The organism is Deltaproteobacteria bacterium (genome assembly GCA_016931625.1).
Taxonomy (GTDB): Bacteria; Myxococcota; XYA12-FULL-58-9; order XYA12-FULL-58-9; family JAFGEK01; genus JAFGEK01.
This window is the reverse complement of record JAFGEK010000144.1, coordinates 14,290-32,735: the sequence shown is the minus strand read 5'-3', so window position 1 is coordinate 32,735 and position 18,446 is coordinate 14,290. Positions and strand designations below refer to the sequence as shown.

Genomic DNA, 18,446 nt, shown 5'->3' with positions numbered 1-18,446 from the left:
CGCTTTTCAATTGGGTTGAGCGTATACGAGAGTGTGTAGACCGTCGCCGAGTTAAGCACCCGAGGACCAAGCAGCGCAGGAATATTGGACATATTTCGAGCAGCGGCGGGACGAGGCTGCTTAACGTAGGCAGGTATACACGCTCGCAGTAGCTCAACACGATTGAAAAGTGCTGTCTCATTATGGCGCCACAGCAATAATCTTTGACTCACGAATGATGGTAATTTTAATTTGACCGGCAAAAGTAAGCTCATTTTCAATTTGTTGCGCGATCTTGTGTGCTAATGGTTGCAGTTCAGATTCATCTAAAGTTGGACCATTATGATGTTCATTAGGATCGATTATTCCGTGACTATTGCCAGCTACAACTACCCGCACTTCACGACCAGCTTGCATAATGTCAACACGCTGCACCGCCGGTGATGTGCTAGCGATACGCTGTATCTCTTGAATGCGAGTCAAATACTGCGTCACACTTTCACGTCGTGCACCTGGTCTACCACCACTTAACGCATCTGCGGCGGTTACAATTAATGCTATTGGTGATGTTGCTGGTTCATCGTTATGATGTGAAGCGATAGCATTAACTACAACTTCATCTTCTCCACATTCTCGTGCAACATTAGCACCTAAAATTGCATGCGAGCCGTCATGATCATGCGTCATCGCTTTACCAATATCATGTAGTAATCCACCACGACGAGCGGTAACCGTATCAAGTTTAAGTTCTGCCGCTAAAAGTCCAGCTAATTGTCCAACTTCAATGGCATGACGCCATTGATTCTGCGAGTAACTAAGGCGAAATTTCAATCTGCCAACAAGTTGCAATACATCTGGATGCACACGATCAAGCCCCAATGCTCGTAATGCTTTACGGCCAGCATTTTGAACCTCACGATCAATTTTCATTTTTATTTGATTTGCGAGGCTGTGAATTTTATCACCCTGATTATGCCGTACTCCATGTAGCTGCACTAATATTCGTCGAGCAATTTCGCGTGCAAGGGGATCTTCACCTCGTACGGTTATATTATGTTGCTCTTCATCAAGAACAAGCTCACAAGCAGTTTCTTCAAAAAACGCAACGCGACATGCGCCAGCAGGATCAAGCATAGCTGCAAATGCCTGCGGGTCTTCGATATATATTGTGTTTTGTACACGTTCGAGATGACTTGCACCATCGTAACGTTCAATGACCGTTTGCATTATACGTCGACTCTCGATGGCCGCCATTTCATTTTGCGTTGCTTCGTTTTCACGCAGACGCATCAAAACATTAAGTTCGGCCTTTTCAATAGCTTCTCGAACAAGCTGGTTGCGAACTTCAATAGTTGTCTGACCACACTTTAATTCTAATTCGCTTTTACCTTTGGCAACTGCTTGATTATAAGTGTGTGTTAGTTGATTTACAGTATTTTCAAGATCGCGTAATTCTTGGCGATAGTCTTGAAGTTGTTGATTACGATTCTGCAAAGCTCGTTCACGATTATCAATAACACTGCTGCGTAGCTGCAATTCTGAGTCATATTCTGCTAACTCGTTGCGCATACGTTGAGCTTCTGATAAACGTTGTGCATCAAAACGTTGCCGCTCTGCCGCAGCTTTTTGTTCGCCCTCAAGACGATTACCATTTGTGGTATGTTTAGCATTGGCTATTTTTTCATTAGCTTCTGCTATATATCGTGCTAATTCTTGACATATATGCCTGCGTCGCCAAATTGCGCTTATACTTGCCCCAAAAATAAAAGCTGCAACGCCAATAATAATACCAACCACAATAGCTCCCTGCTGCATATGCACTTACTAACATCCTAGGACTTGTATCTTTATTCTCGTGCTATGCCAATTTTGTTGAAGAATAAATCTTCTATTGTACGTTGCGTAGTTTTCCACAACAAATCTCGATCACTACACTGTGAAAATGGCCCTAAGATAATTTTAAAAGCGCCCTTATCTGCTCGTCCCCCACCATAAGCAACACCATGAGCATCTACACCAAATAAATCCTTTAGAAAACGATCAGGATCAACAACATCGCTACGCGTACGCATTGAGCCATCTACAAACTGGTTATTCACAATGCCATAGACTATTACTGTATCAACACCTTCGCGTCTAAGAAGATAATCAGCGGCTTGTCCAATGCTGTCGCGATCTTCGTCTCGGACATAACCTACTCCAGCTAGCAAAAAGGTGTCGGCAATTACCTTATTTGCATAAGCTCTTTGAGTAATATCCATAGTGCGAGGAGAAACGCTTTGCAGAGAAATTGATAATAGTAAATCATGATCTGCATGTGGTGCCAAATATGCCGCAGCCCGATAATCGATTTCACGAGCATGCAAATAATCATCAGTATCAGAACGAATGCCGTATAATAAAGCACTAGCTAGACGTCCCACGGCTGGATTTGAGGCATCCATAGGAGCAAGACCATCAGCTAAATACTCTGCGTATATTGAGCTAGTAGCCCCAGCATCATCACGAATATCAATAAATTCAGAAATAAGTTCACCTTGTATTTTGTGATGATCAACAATTGAAACCATTGGTAAACGCAGAACTGCTGTTGGTACATCAATTATTTGAGCATCGACTAAGGCCATGCGTTGATAGTCACTAAGGTTAATGCCATCATCAAAACGCACCATATCAACTGCAAGTTTTTTTACTAATGCACGATTTTCGTGATGCGAAATATCATCAAAATATAAAATTGTAGATTCAATACCAAATTGGCGAGCAATAAATTCATAGGCCATGGCACTACCGATACTATCAGGATCGGGATAGCCTTTAATGGTAATTAAATGACGTTCACCTCGATGACGCAACAATACTTCTCGCAGACGCTCTGCTGGACTCTTAACTGGGACAATGGTAGGTTTGTCCCCGTTTTTCAATTCTACGATATCATTAGGTCTTCTATCCGTCATTTTAGACAATTGATAATTTCCTCTCATGTCACTCCTAAACTACTACTTTTAAAATAGAGCGGCCTTCTATCATAGTCCAGCTTATCTGGCACCTAAAGAGTAAACAATGATTATTGCTTTTTACTGACGCATAGCATTATACACTAAACTTAACACTTTAGCTATTAGAAGCAACTAAACTCGACGCTTACTATATTGCATTGCTATGGTAATTAATCCATGACTACGTTTAGTTCATCATCTTTTGATACTTTACTTTTACGCTTGCACCGTCGCTTTGGCGCTAGGGTAAGCAATGATGTTGATATACTGGCCAAACTCGCAGTTGATGAATCTATGTTACCAAAAGGAAAACCAGGTGGTGTTTTTTGGCCATTAACCACCGCTGAAGTAGTTTTTACCGTACGCGAAGCTACAAGTTTAAATATCGCTATTGTTCCTCGAGGTGGCGGCACCGGTAAAGTTGGTGGTTGTATTGCACAAAATGGTGAGCTGGTAATCGACTTTTCAAGTATGAATCGCATACTTGAAATGCACCAGCAGGATTTGTATGCCGTTGTCGAGCCAGGTCTAATAAATATTGAGCTTGACCATGCTGCTGCTGAACATGGGCTTATGTACCCTCCAGATCCAGCAAGCTTTGAATCATGTACCATAGGCGGCAATATTGCTACTAATGCCGGAGGGGCACGTGCAATAAAATATGGCACCACTCAACGTTATGTTTGGGGTTTAACTTTAGTTAAAGCTGATGGCGAAGTACTGCAAATGGGACGCCGTAGTATTAAAGGAGTCGCCGGCTATGATGTTACCTCTTTAATTGTAGGCTCAGAAGGTACTCTTGGTCTTATTACTGAAGCTATTATGCATATTATTCCAACACCACCAGCAGTCGAAACTGCTTGGCTTTCTTTTGAAAATACCACGACGGCAAATTTAGCCGCTGAGCGTATTTTTGCCACCGGTATTACCCCACGTATACTCGAATTGCTCGATGCTCCAGCGCTTAATGCTATACAACATAAAAGTGAATTTAAAATACCGCCTGCAGCTTGCGCCCTACTATTAGAAACAGATGGTCGCGACGAAATTGCTATGAATGAATTAACCACCGCGTGCCAAATAGCCATTGATCACGGCGCCACGGATTCGCAAATTGCCATGAGTGAAGGTGACCGCGAAGCTATGCGACGTGCTCGGCGATTGGTATCCAGCGCTCTTAGTGAGCTGTTTCCATTTAAAATCTCGGATGATGTGGCAGTGCCACGTAGTCGTATTCCTGAATTGTTAAACACCGCCCGCGGTGCATGTAATAAAGCAGATATTGAATTTGCCGCATATGGACATTTAGGTGATGGTAACATTCACCTAAATCTGCTTTGTTCTGATGCCCAAAGTCGTACAAAAGCCGATATTGTTCGAGGTGAATTACTTGCTACGGTTGTTGGACTTGGCGGGACTATTACCGGTGAGCATGGTATTGGTTTAAGCAAACGTGAACAATTATCACTTGAGCAAAGTACATCGTTAATAGCTTTACAAAAACAATTAAAATTTGCCTTTGATCCAAAAAATCTAATCAACCCAGGTAAGGCATTACCTGATTTATAGAATTGGTTTTCTAAGCAATGGCAAAGAGTAAAAATAAAGCAACTGTGGCAGAAATTACCGCAAAATTAGCTTATTGCGATGACCGTGAACTACAACAATTAAACCGTGACTGTCGATGTTCGGTTAGAAATTTAGTTCGTCGTGAACAAGTTCGTCGGGTCAATTTGATAAAAGAAAAAAATCGCCTTGCTCATCTTTTAACTTATGAACAGCCTTTATGGCATAAAGGACTTCAATATATTGCTGGGGTTGATGAAGCTGGTGTTGGCCCCCTTGCCGGACCCGTAGTAGCGGCTGCTGTAGTATTACCAATTGGTTGCTCTATTGAAGGTATTAATGACTCTAAAAAATTAAGCGCCAGAAAACGTGATACTTTAGCGCAACAAATAAAAAATATTTCCGTCGCTTATGCAATAGCTCATTGCTCAGTAAATGAAATCGATAATTTGAATATTTACCATGCCGCACTTGAAGCCATGCGTCGTGCAGTTGTGGCCTTGAATTGCTCAGTACAACACCTGCTCGTTGACGCACGCCGCATACCTAAAGTGGATATTCCACAAACAGCAATAATTAGTGGCGATGCCAAAAGTCAATCAATTGCCGCAGCTTCGATTTTAGCCAAAACCCATCGAGATCAACTAATGTGTACCTTGGCGCAAAAACACCCAGGTTATGGCTTAGAAAAACATAAAGGTTATGGTACTGCTGAACATATCGCCGCTATAAAACAATTAGGCCCAGCTTCTATTCATCGACGTTCATTTAGGCCAGTAAGCCAATTAACTTTGTATACTCTGCTCAGCAGCACTGGCTCGAAGATAACGCGGAATTAACGTCAGTATATTTTCTTTTTGTTGTTTATAAATACGATCTGCTGCCAATAAAAATCCTGCTGCAGCTCGTGGCGCGGGTATTTCAAATATAGTTTTACCACATGCATTTGCTACTTCTGCACTGCTCGCACTCTTATCACCAATAATTTTCACTAAATCATATTCTGAATTTGAATTTGTTAATAATCTCGCAAACTCTAAAGGAGTACGCACCGCATCTTCAACTTTTAAAGCCACCACTCCATCATCTTTAACTTCATATACTGCACAAAAAACCTCACCACGGCGTGCATCCAAAATAGGCGCAGACAAACCCACACCATAACCTGCTGCTAATAAAGCTAAACTAGATACACCATAAACTGGAGTTTCAGCACTAAAAGCCAAACCTTTTACTGTAGCTAATGCTACCCTTAATCCAGTAAAAGAGCCTGGACCCAAACCAACTATGATTCCTTTTAGATCACACCCGCCTATCCCTGCTTTAATAAAAAGTTCATTAATAACACATGCAAGAGTATCCGAAGGTCGCGCTGCTGCTGCTAAAGTCTGTTCATAGCATTTTGTACTCGTTGCTAATGCTATTGAACCAATAGCAGTGGCGGTATCAATCGCTAATAATGGCCCACCAATTTTGGTTATAAGTGATTTAACAGCTAAAGAAATATCCGGCAGTTGCATATACCTCTCAATAAGTTAAATAGATAAACGTACGAGTCAGTCTAAATCATAAATTGGCTTTTATAATTCTTGAACTTAGGTGTTGAAAGAAAAAATTCAATCTTATGGTTAATATAAAGATTGTTGTAACTTATCTGCTTTAGCGCACATTGACCGGTATGGGGAAATTACTTACCGCAAAATCTTCACCGCTTGCACGATAATGCCATTGTCGCATTGCTGTTTTAAAACAACTAGCAATTGTGGTTGGCAGTATTTCAGCAGGGCTTTTGAGTCTAGCGCCAGCAACCCGACCATTTGCTTTAATTTGCCAATCAAGCACAAAATTATATCGTTTTGCTTCAAGTTCACCATTTTTGCGTGCTTGTTTTAAACATGGTGCAAGACTTCGCACTTGGTTTTTAGTAGCGATTAGAACCTCTTTAGGTGTTAGTGGATCTTTATTAGCTTGTCGTCCCGATATATCTTTGTTGATTGAGCGAGAACGTTTTTTTGAAACATGCTTAGTTGCTGGCTCAGATTTGTTATTAATACTATTAACTAATTTATTATTTTGTTGATTATTAGTCTTTACTTCTTTTTCTTCATTAGAAGTTTTAACTACTTCTTTGGCACCTACAGCACTAGCACTTGCTGCCACACCCGATAAGGCGCTGCTATTGGCTTTAGCAGTATTGGCCAAACCAGCATTACTGCTAACCCCAACCATGCTTGCCGTATTAGTCGAAGGTAAAACTGCCGCTAACGGCATAATTTCGTTACTACTAGCTAAGGCGGTTTCAGGTACACAACGACCAATTGCAATAATGCCCATAGCGTTAAGTGCTAACGTACTAGAAGCAATAACTGTTAAGGTAGCTGTGACGCCTAATAGCCAATAAAGTCGGCGAATATCACGTTGTCCTTTTATTTTAATGTGCCATGGATCAGTAAACCAACGGGTAATACGATGTGATTGACGTCTAGTAGTGTCTTGTGGAATTGGACGCTCTGACCACCAATTACCAAAGGGGTCTCTCGCCCCCACTGCCTCAATCACTGGTAAATCGTCAGCAACCTGATGCTCTGGCAATTGTTGTTGATCTTTAACAAATATTGAATCTAGCTCAGTGTCTACTAAATTTGCAAGACTTGATACCTCGAGCGATTTCCATGATTGTGGTGCAGATACTGTATTATTTTTCTGCGTAGTAGTTGGAGTAACAGTTAAATACATTAGCTCAGGAACATCGGCAATGTTTTGCCAATCAACCATTCCTTCAGTCCAAACGCGCGTCTGCTCGTTTATCTCTGTGGTTTGCCATAACCGCTCGACTTCGCTGATTTCAACGGGTCCGATATATGAACCGTCATTCTCTACAAACCATCGATGTATTGCAGCTTGTTCAGCCGGCTGCATACTTTGCCAACTAGGATTCTCATGAACTTCATTATCTTGATTCGGCCACAAATCCACTTTATCACCCCTTATTAATGAGTTAACGCGGGGCGCCGCGAAACATACTCAAAAGGTGCTCCCTTTTTTCATATTTTGCAAGCCTTTATGCATTCGCAAATATACTTTCAAAGATCTTTATAACCGAAGGTAAATTTTAAACTTTCTCGATTTTTAAAAAACCATTTTCACTCTAGGGGGTGTCCCTAAATGTGTAATCAGCACTGACAAGATTTTACCGACACTAAGGCTGTTTCGGTGTCGCTGTTTCAGCAGGCTCATTTTTAATAGATTCTGTTGCCACAGGAGCGACAGTCTTATTATTTTTTGTCTCCTCTTTTACGTTACTTAATGATAAAGTAAAGCGTTTTTCCAAGTCTTGGTTAACCAAAGGAATGATTAAACTAGTGCCAACTATTAAACTTTCTGGATTTGGTAAAATAAGTTTGTTAGCGTTTTGAATAGTTTTATATTCATTAGCACTACCAAAATACTTTTCAGCAATACTAGCTAACGTATCACCAGTTTGAACCTTATAAATTACGATTTTAGGGATACGAATCACTGTGCCTCTAGCAATTTTTACATCAATGCTAGTAATGATCGGATTCTCTTTTTGCAACAGAAAGGCATTGGAAGAATTTGGCCATAAATTATTCGCTATCTCACTTAAGGATTGATCATCAGGTATACGGTAAATAACGATTTGTGCATTTGGTACTATTGAGTTTGCATTTGTATCAACAGTGGCAACAGAAGGCGGCTTAGAAGCATCTAAAGGAGTTGTTGCCTCTGCTGTTGATTCACCATCAACAGCAGTATCAGTAGTAGTTGCAGCAGACCCACTTTCACCGCTGGTGCTGGTTGTTTTTGTAGGTGTTGTTGCAGGTGTTGTTGCAGCATCAGGTAAGTTAAGATTAATTTTAGAAGGCTTAAACAACGTAATCAACATGATTATGGCAACAACAACCAATACTCCACCAATGATAATTTGTTGCCACCGACGACTGCGACGCATTTGTTTAACATATGATAAAGTATCGCGTGGTGGTTTTCGATTAGGCGGAAAATTGCTTGCTGCGGGTTGTTGAACTTGAACTGTTTCTGCATCAGCTTTTGACGCTACAGCAGTCACCGCCATTGCCGAAGTCGGAATCATTACTGGCTGGCTAACATTAGCATAAGGTGCCGTTCTTACAGCTTGCGCCTGGGAAATAAAAGAAGCTTGTGCTGGTATTTGCGCTACTTTTGCAGTAGCTATAGGGAGGGCAACTGAGGTAGCCGAATAATTTTGTCTAGCTCCTTGCTGACGATAGGCAATCCAATCAATATAAAGTTCTACTTCCGCTAACATGTTTGCATCAAGAGCGCGCATTTTTGCTATTAAGCGCTGGCTAAAATTATTCATATTTGTAGGTACTTTTGATGGTTCCCGATATACTGCAGCACTTAAATTACTGCCTTGCCCAGAATTGTTGTTTGTTGATGCTTGCGAATGCTCAGGTACAGATGCTTGAGATACTGACATACCCGATGAAATTGGGTTATTAGTCACAATTTTGGCGGCATTATCTGCACTGTTGGTTCCTATGCTAACAATTAATTCGGTAGCGCCAATTACAATTTTATCACCATGAGATAATTTAACTTTACTAGCCCGTTTGCCATTAACCAACGTGCCACTGTCAGCACCCATGTCAACCAACATTGCCTGCGCATGTGAAACCTCGATGATGGCATGGACTCGCGAAGCTGCTGGTTCATCAAGGCGGACTTGTGCTGAGGGTAATTTGCCAATACGCACTAACCGTTGGTGATCGCTTGAAAATTCATAATGCTGCAACGTTTCACCTGCTTTAAATACGTCAACAGCAACAATCAAACTCATATTTTCCTCGTAATTATGAGCAATGACAAAATAGTCATTTATACAATTGAAGCTAACCGAAAGAAGAAGGTCAAGGATTCTGCAAAAACAAGGTGTAAAAATCTCATTTCGCTGGTCGCAACCATGTCATAACCCACCTAAAAAACCCAAACGCAATAATACTTCTATAAACCTTTTTTATTATAATACGATCGTAACAATGATCTTACTCTTTTTGTTACTTAATAGTTATCCACATGTAGGCATTAAATAAAAGTACTATTTGAACCTCAAATATTTGGAGATTTTTTTGCATTTTTTGACTTTGGCTAGCAATTTTGACCTGTGAATAACTTGTGTATAATAACAGACAAATTCACAACTTATCCCTTTGCGCTAAACTCTTATAGCGAGTACCCTCTTCGAATTCGATTAAAGTTGGTTGCTTAAATTTGTTTTCAGCAACCTACTTTAAAAGGCTCAAAGAGGAAAAAGATGCAAAAAGCAATCATCATCAACGGCCGACTCACCAACTCCCGCACCATAGTGCTCGACGAGTCGATAAATGACCTTCAAGGCGCTGTTGAGATCACCTTGCGTCCAGTTACCCCGCGCATCAATGTTAGACGAAAAGATTTTGTCGATGTCATTTCTTCTTTGCTTGGTAATGCACGCGCGGTTAATGACTTTACTGAATTTAACGATCAAGCTATCGACCAACCTATGTGGAGTCATCGTTAAAAACCAAAAATCCAACCCACTCCAACAAATAAGGCAATAATGGCTGATTTTATTGGTCAATTAATGTCCGATTTATATTAAACAACAAATACCATGGTTTAATCATCTGTTTATAACTAATTCTTACCGATGGCATACTGCTGCATTTATGACTTGAAACCACCCCTTAAGCTATTCTTTCACATGCACGCTTGTGGACTTTAGATGATAAACGACTAAATACTCTTTATGCTCATAGTAAAATCAATTATTAAGAAGCTAGAAGAACTGTTAAAACTGTTTTAAAACTGCGGAGATTCAAACATGCGTATTATCTCACTTGCTGTTGCTATTATTTTTAGCCTTCCATTTGCAACCTTCGCCGCAAAAGCAATCAATGTTCAAGAAGGTCAGTGGGAAACCACCATAAAAATGGAGATGATCGGCATGCCCATGGCCATGCCACCTATGACCACCACTAGCTGTATTACTAAAAAAGACCTTGTACCTAACACGCAACAACCCGATCAGAAATGTAAAGTTAGTAAAATTAAAATTAAAAAGGACTCCGTCTCCTGGTCTATTAAATGTAATGATGACAAGGGCATGGTTATGACTGGCGCTGGCAAAATCATCTACAAGTACAACGTGTATAATGGTTCAATGGATTTTCAAATTTCAGGTGGCGGTCAACCCGACATGCAAATGAAGTATACTATGAGTGGTAAACGTATAGGTGAATGTAAAAAATAATAGTATTAAACGCTCGTTCCCAACTTATTAATTAATTCAGCAAGTTCTTTAAAATATAAATCTAAATACTCTGCATATACCGCAGCAGCGTGCGGGGAAAAATAAAGTTTGGGTGTATCCCACAAAGACGAAGTGGGCGGCAGTGGCTCTTTGGGCAACACATCAAGAAATGCGCCTGCAATCGCACCTGAATTAAGCGCAGCAACTAGCACATTATGATCAATAGTATTACCGCGACCAAGATTATAAACAATAGCGCCGGGTTTCATTTTTGCAAAAGCAGCGGCATCAAGAAAATTATCAGTAGTCGTATCACCAGGTAAAATACAAACCACGTGATCTGCAAAAGTCAAAGCCTCATGAAGTTCATTACCCGTAAAAAGTCTTTTTACATAAGAGGTATTATCTATTTTGGTTCGACGTAATCCATAAACCGTCATACCTATTGCCGATAAAAGCCTAGCTATATGCTGCCCAATGGCGCCATAACCAATAATGAGTGCTGTTTGCCCGACTATGCGCCGACAACTCTCAAAATTTTTTGCAGCCCAAACATGATCGCGTTGTTGCTTAATAGCCACCCCAAGCTGTCGATTCATAAATAGCATCATCGCTAAAAGGCTTTCAGCCATTATTTTACCGTGAAACTTACCAAAATGAATGCTCACCTGCCCTTGAGGATCAGGTGCAATCCAATCATGACCAGCAGCCGGGGTAAAAACATGTTTAAGTTTTGGTGCTAAAGCATACCAATGAGCAGGAAAACTCCACACTACGGCTGCATCAGTTTCAGGTAACTTTTGCTTAAACTCTTCTTTGCTCGTCACACGCACAAAATTATGTTGCGACAAACGAGCAACTAAATTAGCAAACTGTGTGTCATTAACTTGAAAGGAACTAATTTCGCTCTTGAGATAAATAAGAATGTTCATGACATAGCTTCAGTCAATTCTTTTGGTACATTAATGCGTTTATTGATTGGTATCATCGTCTTTGATATTTAGTAGTGATAATAAGGTAGTAAAACGCACAATTTCTTCATGATCGCTGCCAAGAATTTGTTCTAATTCTTGAAGTGATTGCTGTGCAGAATCAGGATTTTCATCAATTTTGTCGGCAACCTTTTGAATTAATTCACGTACATCTTTTGGTTGTAGCTCGGCATCAAATATTTTTAAAAGAGCGGCATTTGGGTCAAGTCCATAAGTCTTTACGGGCAAGCCTGTTTCAAGATTATATACTATGGCATCTTCTAAGCTGGCTGCAACCATCGGTGAATGTGTAGCAGCAATTATTTGTGCACCAGGAATTAATTTCGCTAAGGCTGGAAGTACAGATAATTGAAGACGCGGATGAAGGTGTACCTCTGGCTCATCAAGAAGCAAAATACAGGCAGTATTAGGGTCATCAATAGCAACCCCTGCTTTATCAAAATGCATCAATACTTTTGAAAATATTTCTAATACATTACCATAACCTGCGGGTAATGACTCAAAGGGGCTTTCACGGCCATCGGCATGCACTAGACTAAAAGCAAAGTTGGATTTTCGATTAAACTTTACAGTCAATGGCTCTCCAGCCAAATTGCTGATTTGTTGCTCTAATATAGAAAACCACTTAGCTATATTATCCGCTGCTTCGTTGTTACCTTCTTCGCGGGCATATGCTTGTTCACTACGCCGATTAACCAGATATTGTACAAAGGAGTTTGATTCCCCCATCGGCGACATAACCCCAGAATTCAACATAGGTCCAGCAACTGGATTACCATTAAAAATTCGAGCAGCTTTAAAATGAAATGTAGGCAATAAATACCGTGTTTTTGCTAATGGAGGTGATTCATTAAAATATGGAACAACAACAGAGTTTTTTTCTGCAAGTTCTTTTTGGTTATTTAGCTCTCGTTCGCGAGTGGTTACGAGAGCAAGATCACGTCGGTTATTTTTCCCTATCTCCTCTACCGCCTTATTAGCCTTTATTAAGCTAACTATCCAATGATGACTTGGACCGTCTGTGACTAATTCTGATGCTAACCCATCTAAAATTGAAGTTTTACCGCTGCCATTAGGTCCAAGAAAAATAAGATGTCGTTTGCCATCAAATTTAAACCGTTTATTTTTGAATGCCCAGCAGTTGACGACATGAATTTCATTTATATAGTTGGCCATACTTAACGTATCTCCCATAGGTATCGTTTTAACAGGCTAGACTCAAATGACCTTGGTCATTTAGCTATACGCAATGAAACCGACAATTGCCTGCGTGACAATTGCTCAAAATGTACCTAGCGCTAAACCAGAAAGCAAGCAATGCTCACTAGTAACAATCAAGCGTCAATGTTTTTACTTGTTCAATTATTGTTGATAGTTGCTTAAATGCAAAGTGAATCCAGTGTGATCATGCTGGAGATCATCTGTCAATGACAAAATATATTTCATTTATTTACAACCCGATTTTATTTTCTTGACATCAATTATTAACTATGGTTAACTATTTCTCATGGTTCACAATAACACCACATTAACATCAACCGACGAGCTTTATGCCGCAGTCAGCTGCTTGCAACGTTTGGTTACCGCTTTTACAGAGCGGCGTGAACAATTAGCGCAAGCTGTGCAACTTAGCGAACAGCAATGGCAAGTACTTGAACAAATATCTAGCGAGCATTTTGTCCCAAGCATGTTTGCCAAAACTCGCTCAAGTAGCCCTGCTGCAGTCTCAAAAATATTACGGCAATTACAAAACAAAAAATTGATTAGCGTTTCACTATCTACCGCTGATGCCCGCCAACGTGATTATCTGCTCACGACTAAGGGTAAAAAAACCATGGAGCTTATTCGCAGCGAACGCCAGCAAGCAATCGATGCGATTTGGGCACCTCTTAATCGCAAGCAACTCAAAACTTTTACAAATTTTGGCAACCTCGTTGCCTCACGCATCGAGGATTATGCCGCATTAGACAAGGAGTAATACCAATGGGTAAAACACTCTATGAGAAAGTATTTGACCAGCACGTGGTACGTCAATTGTCGTCAGGGCAATACCAATTGCTTATGGGTTTGCATTTGTTACACGAAGTAACTTCGCCACAAGCCTTTGCCATGCTTCGCGAAAGACGCTTAAAAGTAATGTATCCTGAACGTACTTTTGCCACGGTAGATCATATTATTCCGACTGCTGATTCAGCGCGTCCGTACAAAGATGCGATGGCCGAAGAAATGATGAAAAGTTTAGAGAAAAGCGTAAAAGATTTTGGCATTCGCTTTTTCTCACCAGCAGCTAATGAGAACGGTATTGTTCATGTTGTTGGTCCAGAGCGTGGTTTAACTCAACCTGGTATGACCATTTGTTGCGGTGATTCACACACTGCAACACACGGTGCTTTTGGTGCTTTAGCATTTGGTATTGGTACTTCGCAAATTCGCGATGTGCTCGCCACTCAAACTATGGCCATGGGCAAACTTAAAGTACGCCGCATTGAAGTTAATGGCAAACTCTGCCCAGGTGTCTATGCCAAAGATGTTGTGCTCTACATCATTGGTAAACTTGGGGTTAATGGTGGCGTTGGCTATGCTTACGAATTTGGTGGCACGCTCTTTGATAATTTTACCATGGAAGAGCGCATGACTGTTTGCAACATGGCCATTGAAGGCGGCGCGCGTTGTGGTTATGTAAATCCAGATCAAACCACCTACGATTATTTACATGGTCGTGAGTATGCACCCAAATATGATAATTGGTCACGTGCCGTTGAGTATTGGGAAAGCATTAAGAGTGATGCTGACGCGGTTTACGATGATCGCGTGGTTTATCAAGGCGAAGATATCCCACCGGTTGTAACTTGGGGCACCAACCCCGCGCAATCTATTAGCGTTACCGATACCATACCTTATACTGAACAACTTGCAGAAGCTGATCGTGATGCTGCTAAAGAAGCTTATGAATATATGGGAGTTAACCCAGGGCAACCGCTTCTCGGCACTAAAATCGATGTCGCGTTTATTGGTTCTTGCACCAATGGTCGCTTAAGCGATTTTGCCGAAGTAGTTAAATATCTTAAAAAAGATAACTATAAAGTGCAACCGCATGTACGGGCTTTAGTCGTACCAGGTTCAGTCGCCGTTGCCCGCGAAATGATAGCACGTGGTTGGGATAAGATATTCACCAATGCTGGTTTTGCCTTTCGCGAGGCGGGTTGCTCAATGTGCTTGGCGATGAACCCTGATAAACTTGTGGGTCGCGAATTATGTGCTTCATCGTCAAACCGTAACTTCAAAGGTCGTCAAGGCTCACCAACTGGCCGCACTTTGCTTATGAGCCCAGTTATGGTGGCCGCATCAGCAATCGCTGGAAAAATCGCTGACGCCCGCGAGGTATTTGGGATTAACTAAAAACTAAAAAGCCAATTACTGCTTTATTAAGGAGTATAAAAATGCAAGACACAAAACGCATCGCCATCAGTGGCCGCTCGGTAGTAGTTGCTGGCAATGATATTGATACTGATCGCATTATCCCTGCTCGTTATTTACGTACAGTAGTGTTTGACGGCTTAGGTGAGCATGTTTTTGAAGATGATCGCGCCTCACTTAAAGCCGTAGGCAAAGTGCACCCCTTTGATGAACCACAAAATCAAGGCGCCGAAATATTAGTAGTAAATAAAAACTTTGGTTGTGGTTCATCACGCGAACATGCACCGCAAGCGATTATGCGTTGGGGTATTCGCGCTATTGTGGGTGAAAACTTTGCCGAAATCTTTCTAGGTAACTGTGTGGCTATTGGGATACCTTGCTGCTGTCTCAGTCATGAAGATATTCAAACACTCATGAATGTAATTGCTGCAACACCAGAGGCACAAGTTAAAGTTGATCTCGAACAACGCCTAGTGTCAATTAGCGATAAAAGCTTTAATCTTGAAATGCCTGAGGGTATGCGCCAGCAATTTATCACTGGGCGTTGGGATTCTACTACTGAATTATTAGAGAACGTCGAAGCTATCAAGGCGCGTGTAGCAAGCTTAGGTTATTTCACCAAATTTGCTTAGGGACACCCCCTAATTAAGATCCCCTTTTTTTCTATTTTGTGGTCTCTCATCATTTTTTCTAATTTGCGTAACTAATTCAGCCAAAGCTCTAGCCTTGTTTGTAGTTTCTTATAATAGCTGTCATTGCAAATGCTTATAGCTGTTATTGTAAGCTCTAATAGTTGTTATTTTGAGCGTTCATCGTTGTCATTTCGAGCGCAGCGAGAAATCTTAGTTTTTAAGATCTCTCCTCACTAACGTTCGTTTTAGATGACATGGATGAAACGTTCGTTTTAGATGACTTATGTGTTGCTATTGGTTTAAAAGTTCATACACTAGTAGTTTTTCACTTGGGAGAGATACATGAAAAAAGTTGAATGGCTAAAAAAGGCTAATGAATTACACACAGAGTGCCTTTATCAAATCAACACTCGAAATGGTTCAAAGCCATGTACTAATGAAGAAGTAAAGTTATTTCAAAACCTAAACAAAGTACTTGGTGTGCAACTATCAGTTCATGCCTGTCGCTATTACAATCTCAAAGAAAGCCTTGATAAAAGCATTGCTTGGGCCAAAAGCGGTCAAAAAGACAAACGTTTTAACTAGTTAAAGTTTAATTATTCACTAGTTGTTAAAATTTAACTGGTCATCCAGCGCATGGACATAACTTTGTGCGTCAAGTCTGCCTCTTTCACTCATACGTGTGAGAATGCTATCTAGACGGTTGCTCCAGGCTAAACTGACATCCTCGCGTATTTTCTGCCGATAATAGCGTAAGGGGTTTGGAATGACGCTAGCTAAATATACTGCCTCGCGTGGTGTTAAGTCTCTTGCATCTTTATTAAAATAATATTGCGCCGCAGCGCCGATACCATATATCCCCGGTCCCCACTCAATAATATTAAGATAAATTTCTAATAAACGATGTTTGGTAAGATTGCTTTCAAGCGCTAAGGCAATTAAGGCCTCGCGTATTTTGCGTACATAAGTTTTCTCTTTAGATAGATATAAATTTTTTGCTAGCTGCTGAGTAATTGTAGAGCCGCCACGTACTGCTTTGCCAGCTTGCACAACAGCAAAGACACTATTTTTGATTTCATTAAAATCAAAACCTTGATGTGCGAAAAAGCCAGCGTCTTCACTGGTGGTTACGGCATCGGCGACATATGATGGTAATTGCGCCAGTGGCACAAATAGGTCTCGTTCTGGTCCGACTATAAAACTATAGTTTTCGCCAAAGGCATTGGTCGTTTGATAAGTAAACGAATGTTTCAACTTAGCTAAATTTAAATCTATAGTAGTTGACCGCATACCTTTAAGATCAAGCTTTGCAACTATTTGCCAATCTAAAGGTTTATGAAATGAGCCATTTATATCAAATTTTGCATTAAATATACCGTTAGCTTTTGGTGCATCTGATGGTAGCTGCAATGTTTGCGGCAATACTGCTAATAGATGCTTCATTTCTGGTGCATGTACATTTGCATGTAAGCGCAACAAACCTTCTTTTTTCAAGTTTGCATAACCATAAACCGAGGCTCGTAATTCTCGTTGTGGTCCTAATGCAATGTTAGCTGAAGAAAAATTAAGTTGCTGCTCGCTACGATTGAAAGTTGCTAAGGCGTTAATATCTAATACTACTGGACCAATTTCTAACATCTCATTACTTAAATCAGAAATATTTAAGTTTTTAGTATATAACCGCAGAGCGAGATTAATATTTTTTAGATCACGTGCTGACTGTAAAGCTACTATTCCATACCATTTGCCACTTAAGTTTTTAGCTAATTTTTTTATTAATAAAGGAGGAAGATCTTCAAATTGTGCATCTTGTATGGCTATTTGCACTCTAATTTTTTTGGCAATGCTGGCAGCTAATAATGCTTTGCTACCGTGCTTAAAATACAAATTAGCAAATATGCGCCAATCATCATGCAACTGTTTAACTGAAAACTCACCACTATCAACATGCCAATTAAGATCTGATGAAAAATTATCAGTATGCAAACTGGCCTGGTTAACCTTAATATTTATTTCGTCAGTAAAAAAACCATGAAACAAAGCAGATAAAGTCGGCTGTATTGAGATTTGAGTTGCATTTAATTGCCAATCGTCACAACCTACCTCAATATCATGAAAAACCACTTTACCCGGCCATTGGATTTGAGCTGGCTTAGACGCCTTAAAAGCAACTCCATGTTTGGTAAAAGCATTTTCAGCTTTATTATTAAGCCAGTAGCCAACATAATCACTATGCAAAACTACATGCAAAATCACTATTGGTAAAATGATGAATAATATTAAAGGCCGCCACCATCGCCCCAATGTTCGCAACGCAGATAAACACCAGCTTATTGATACAGCTAAATTCATGGGGCGCTCGCTTACTCGTATTGCTGCGATTCGTCAAGCGACACCATTAATACTATAAAAATTTCTCATCAACTTTTCACCATTTTTACTAAATTTATCAAACCTATCAATGATTAGCTTTAATTATAGGTGTATCGATTTTTATAGGTATACTAAGATTATCGTAATACACATACAATGATTTGATCTAATAATAACTCGACCCATCTTGACT

17 protein-coding genes are annotated in these 18,446 nt (G+C 40.4%); 9 read left to right on the top strand and 8 right to left on the bottom strand.

Annotated features, from left to right (window positions below; all coding sequences use genetic code 11):
• Positions 1-180 precede the first annotated feature (180 nt).
• Both JW841_12140 and JW841_12135 read right to left on the bottom strand, forming a co-directional pair.
• Positions 181-1,800, bottom strand: coding sequence for a DUF3552 domain-containing protein (locus JW841_12140; protein ID MBN1961689.1), 1,620 nt, complete (start codon positions 1,798-1,800; stop codon positions 181-183).
• Positions 1,801-1,826: 26 nt separating this feature from the next.
• Complete coding sequence (locus tag JW841_12135) at positions 1,827-2,936, bottom strand: DHH family phosphoesterase (protein ID MBN1961688.1); 1,110 nt, start codon at positions 2,934-2,936, stop codon at positions 1,827-1,829.
• Positions 2,937-3,155: 219 nt separating this feature from the next.
• On the opposite strand from JW841_12135, the gene JW841_12130 reads away from it, so the two are divergent.
• Together JW841_12130 and JW841_12125 are read left to right on the top strand one after the other, a co-directional pair.
• Positions 3,156-4,547, top strand: a complete 1,392-nt coding sequence (locus JW841_12130) for an FAD-binding protein (GenBank protein MBN1961687.1) — start codon at positions 3,156-3,158, stop codon at positions 4,545-4,547.
• Positions 4,548-4,564: 17 nt separating this feature from the next.
• Positions 4,565-5,383 (top strand): ribonuclease HII, encoded by an 819-nt coding sequence (locus JW841_12125; GenBank protein ID MBN1961686.1) that lies wholly within the window; start codon positions 4,565-4,567, stop codon positions 5,381-5,383.
• Here JW841_12125 and tsaB read toward each other — a convergent pair.
• From tsaB to JW841_12110, 3 genes are all read right to left on the bottom strand, one after another.
• Positions 5,330-6,064 carry a tRNA (adenosine(37)-N6)-threonylcarbamoyltransferase complex dimerization subunit type 1 TsaB gene (tsaB, locus tag JW841_12120; protein ID MBN1961685.1) on the bottom strand — a complete coding sequence of 245 codons (735 nt, stop codon included), beginning with the start codon at positions 6,062-6,064 and terminating at the stop codon, positions 5,330-5,332. The two genes, JW841_12125 and tsaB, sit on opposite strands and share 54 nt — an antisense overlap.
• Before the next feature lie 139 nt (positions 6,065-6,203).
• A complete protein-coding gene (locus JW841_12115) occupies positions 6,204-7,520 on the bottom strand; it encodes a DUF4339 domain-containing protein (GenBank protein ID MBN1961684.1) in 1,317 nt (438 codons plus the stop codon).
• A gap of 223 nt (positions 7,521-7,743) precedes the next feature.
• Positions 7,744-9,387: an FHA domain-containing protein gene (locus JW841_12110; GenBank protein MBN1961683.1), complete on the bottom strand. Its 1,644-nt coding sequence runs from the start codon at positions 9,385-9,387 to the stop codon at positions 7,744-7,746.
• Positions 9,388-9,861: 474 nt separating this feature from the next.
• Here JW841_12110 and JW841_12105 point away from each other — a divergent pair, with 474 nt between their 5' ends.
• Positions 9,862-10,107 carry a hypothetical protein gene (locus tag JW841_12105; GenBank protein ID MBN1961682.1) on the top strand — a complete coding sequence of 82 codons (246 nt, stop codon included), beginning with the start codon at positions 9,862-9,864 and terminating at the stop codon, positions 10,105-10,107.
• Between the two features lie 303 nt (positions 10,108-10,410).
• Positions 10,411-10,839 carry a DUF3617 family protein gene (locus JW841_12100; protein MBN1961681.1) on the top strand — a complete coding sequence of 143 codons (429 nt, stop codon included), beginning with the start codon at positions 10,411-10,413 and terminating at the stop codon, positions 10,837-10,839.
• A gap of 5 nt (positions 10,840-10,844) precedes the next feature.
• Here the strand turns inward: JW841_12100 and JW841_12095 are convergent, their stop codons facing one another.
• Both JW841_12095 and JW841_12090 read right to left on the bottom strand, forming a co-directional pair.
• The gene (locus JW841_12095; GenBank protein ID MBN1961680.1) at positions 10,845-11,771 is read right to left on the bottom strand and encodes a D-2-hydroxyacid dehydrogenase; all 927 of its coding nucleotides are present in this window, start codon (positions 11,769-11,771) and stop codon (positions 10,845-10,847) included.
• Between the two features lie 39 nt (positions 11,772-11,810).
• The gene (locus JW841_12090; protein MBN1961679.1) at positions 11,811-13,007 is read right to left on the bottom strand and encodes an ATP-binding protein; all 1,197 of its coding nucleotides are present in this window, start codon (positions 13,005-13,007) and stop codon (positions 11,811-11,813) included.
• Positions 13,008-13,338: 331 nt separating this feature from the next.
• Here JW841_12090 and JW841_12085 point away from each other — a divergent pair, with 331 nt between their 5' ends.
• From JW841_12085 to JW841_12070, 4 genes are all read left to right on the top strand, one after another.
• On the top strand, positions 13,339-13,809 hold the full coding sequence (locus JW841_12085) for a hypothetical protein (GenBank protein MBN1961678.1): 471 nt from the start codon (positions 13,339-13,341) through the stop codon (positions 13,807-13,809).
• 5 nt (positions 13,810-13,814) lie between these two features.
• On the top strand, positions 13,815-15,230 hold the full coding sequence (gene leuC, locus JW841_12080; GenBank protein ID MBN1961677.1) for a 3-isopropylmalate dehydratase large subunit: 1,416 nt from the start codon (positions 13,815-13,817) through the stop codon (positions 15,228-15,230).
• 41 nt (positions 15,231-15,271) lie between these two features.
• A complete protein-coding gene (locus tag JW841_12075; protein MBN1961676.1) occupies positions 15,272-15,880 on the top strand; it encodes a 3-isopropylmalate dehydratase small subunit in 609 nt (202 codons plus the stop codon).
• Positions 15,881-16,222: 342 nt separating this feature from the next.
• Complete coding sequence (locus tag JW841_12070) at positions 16,223-16,465, top strand: hypothetical protein (GenBank protein ID MBN1961675.1); 243 nt, start codon at positions 16,223-16,225, stop codon at positions 16,463-16,465.
• An 18-nt stretch (positions 16,466-16,483) separates the two neighbouring features.
• On the opposite strand, the gene JW841_12065 is transcribed toward JW841_12070, so the two are convergent.
• Entirely contained in the window at positions 16,484-18,136 is a 1,653-nt protein-coding gene (locus JW841_12065) for a transglycosylase domain-containing protein (GenBank protein MBN1961674.1), read from the bottom strand.
• A gap of 10 nt (positions 18,137-18,146) precedes the next feature.
• Between JW841_12065 and JW841_12060 the strand changes: the two genes are divergently transcribed.
• The gene (locus JW841_12060) at positions 18,147-18,290 is read left to right on the top strand and encodes a hypothetical protein (GenBank protein ID MBN1961673.1); all 144 of its coding nucleotides are present in this window, start codon (positions 18,147-18,149) and stop codon (positions 18,288-18,290) included.
• Positions 18,291-18,446 lie beyond the last annotated feature (156 nt).

What these genes read in the sequence shown, in the direction of transcription:
- JW841_12105 (MBN1961682.1), top strand. Translation starts at nt 9,862, where the DNA reads ATGCAAAAAGCAATCATCATCAACGGCCGACTCACCAACTCCCGCACC.
- JW841_12100 (MBN1961681.1), top strand. Translation starts at nt 10,411, where the DNA reads ATGCGTATTATCTCACTTGCTGTTGCTATTATTTTTAGCCTTCCATTT.
- JW841_12090 (MBN1961679.1), bottom strand. Translation starts at nt 13,007, where the DNA reads ATGGCCAACTATATAAATGAAATTCATGTCGTCAACTGCTGGGCATTC.
- JW841_12110 (MBN1961683.1), bottom strand. Translation starts at nt 9,387, where the DNA reads ATGAGTTTGATTGTTGCTGTTGACGTATTTAAAGCAGGTGAAACGTTG.
- JW841_12135 (MBN1961688.1), bottom strand. Translation starts at nt 2,936, where the DNA reads ATGACGGATAGAAGACCTAATGATATCGTAGAATTGAAAAACGGGGAC.
- JW841_12075 (MBN1961676.1), top strand. Translation starts at nt 15,272, where the DNA reads ATGCAAGACACAAAACGCATCGCCATCAGTGGCCGCTCGGTAGTAGTT.
- JW841_12060 (MBN1961673.1), top strand. Translation starts at nt 18,147, where the DNA reads ATGATGAATAATATTAAAGGCCGCCACCATCGCCCCAATGTTCGCAAC.
- JW841_12095 (MBN1961680.1), bottom strand. Translation starts at nt 11,771, where the DNA reads ATGAACATTCTTATTTATCTCAAGAGCGAAATTAGTTCCTTTCAAGTT.
- JW841_12125 (MBN1961686.1), top strand. Translation starts at nt 4,565, where the DNA reads ATGGCAAAGAGTAAAAATAAAGCAACTGTGGCAGAAATTACCGCAAAA.
- JW841_12130 (MBN1961687.1), top strand. Translation starts at nt 3,156, where the DNA reads ATGACTACGTTTAGTTCATCATCTTTTGATACTTTACTTTTACGCTTG.
- leuC (MBN1961677.1), top strand. Translation starts at nt 13,815, where the DNA reads ATGGGTAAAACACTCTATGAGAAAGTATTTGACCAGCACGTGGTACGT.
- JW841_12085 (MBN1961678.1), top strand. Translation starts at nt 13,339, where the DNA reads ATGGTTCACAATAACACCACATTAACATCAACCGACGAGCTTTATGCC.
- JW841_12070 (MBN1961675.1), top strand. Translation starts at nt 16,223, where the DNA reads ATGAAAAAAGTTGAATGGCTAAAAAAGGCTAATGAATTACACACAGAG.
- tsaB (MBN1961685.1), bottom strand. Translation starts at nt 6,064, where the DNA reads ATGCAACTGCCGGATATTTCTTTAGCTGTTAAATCACTTATAACCAAA.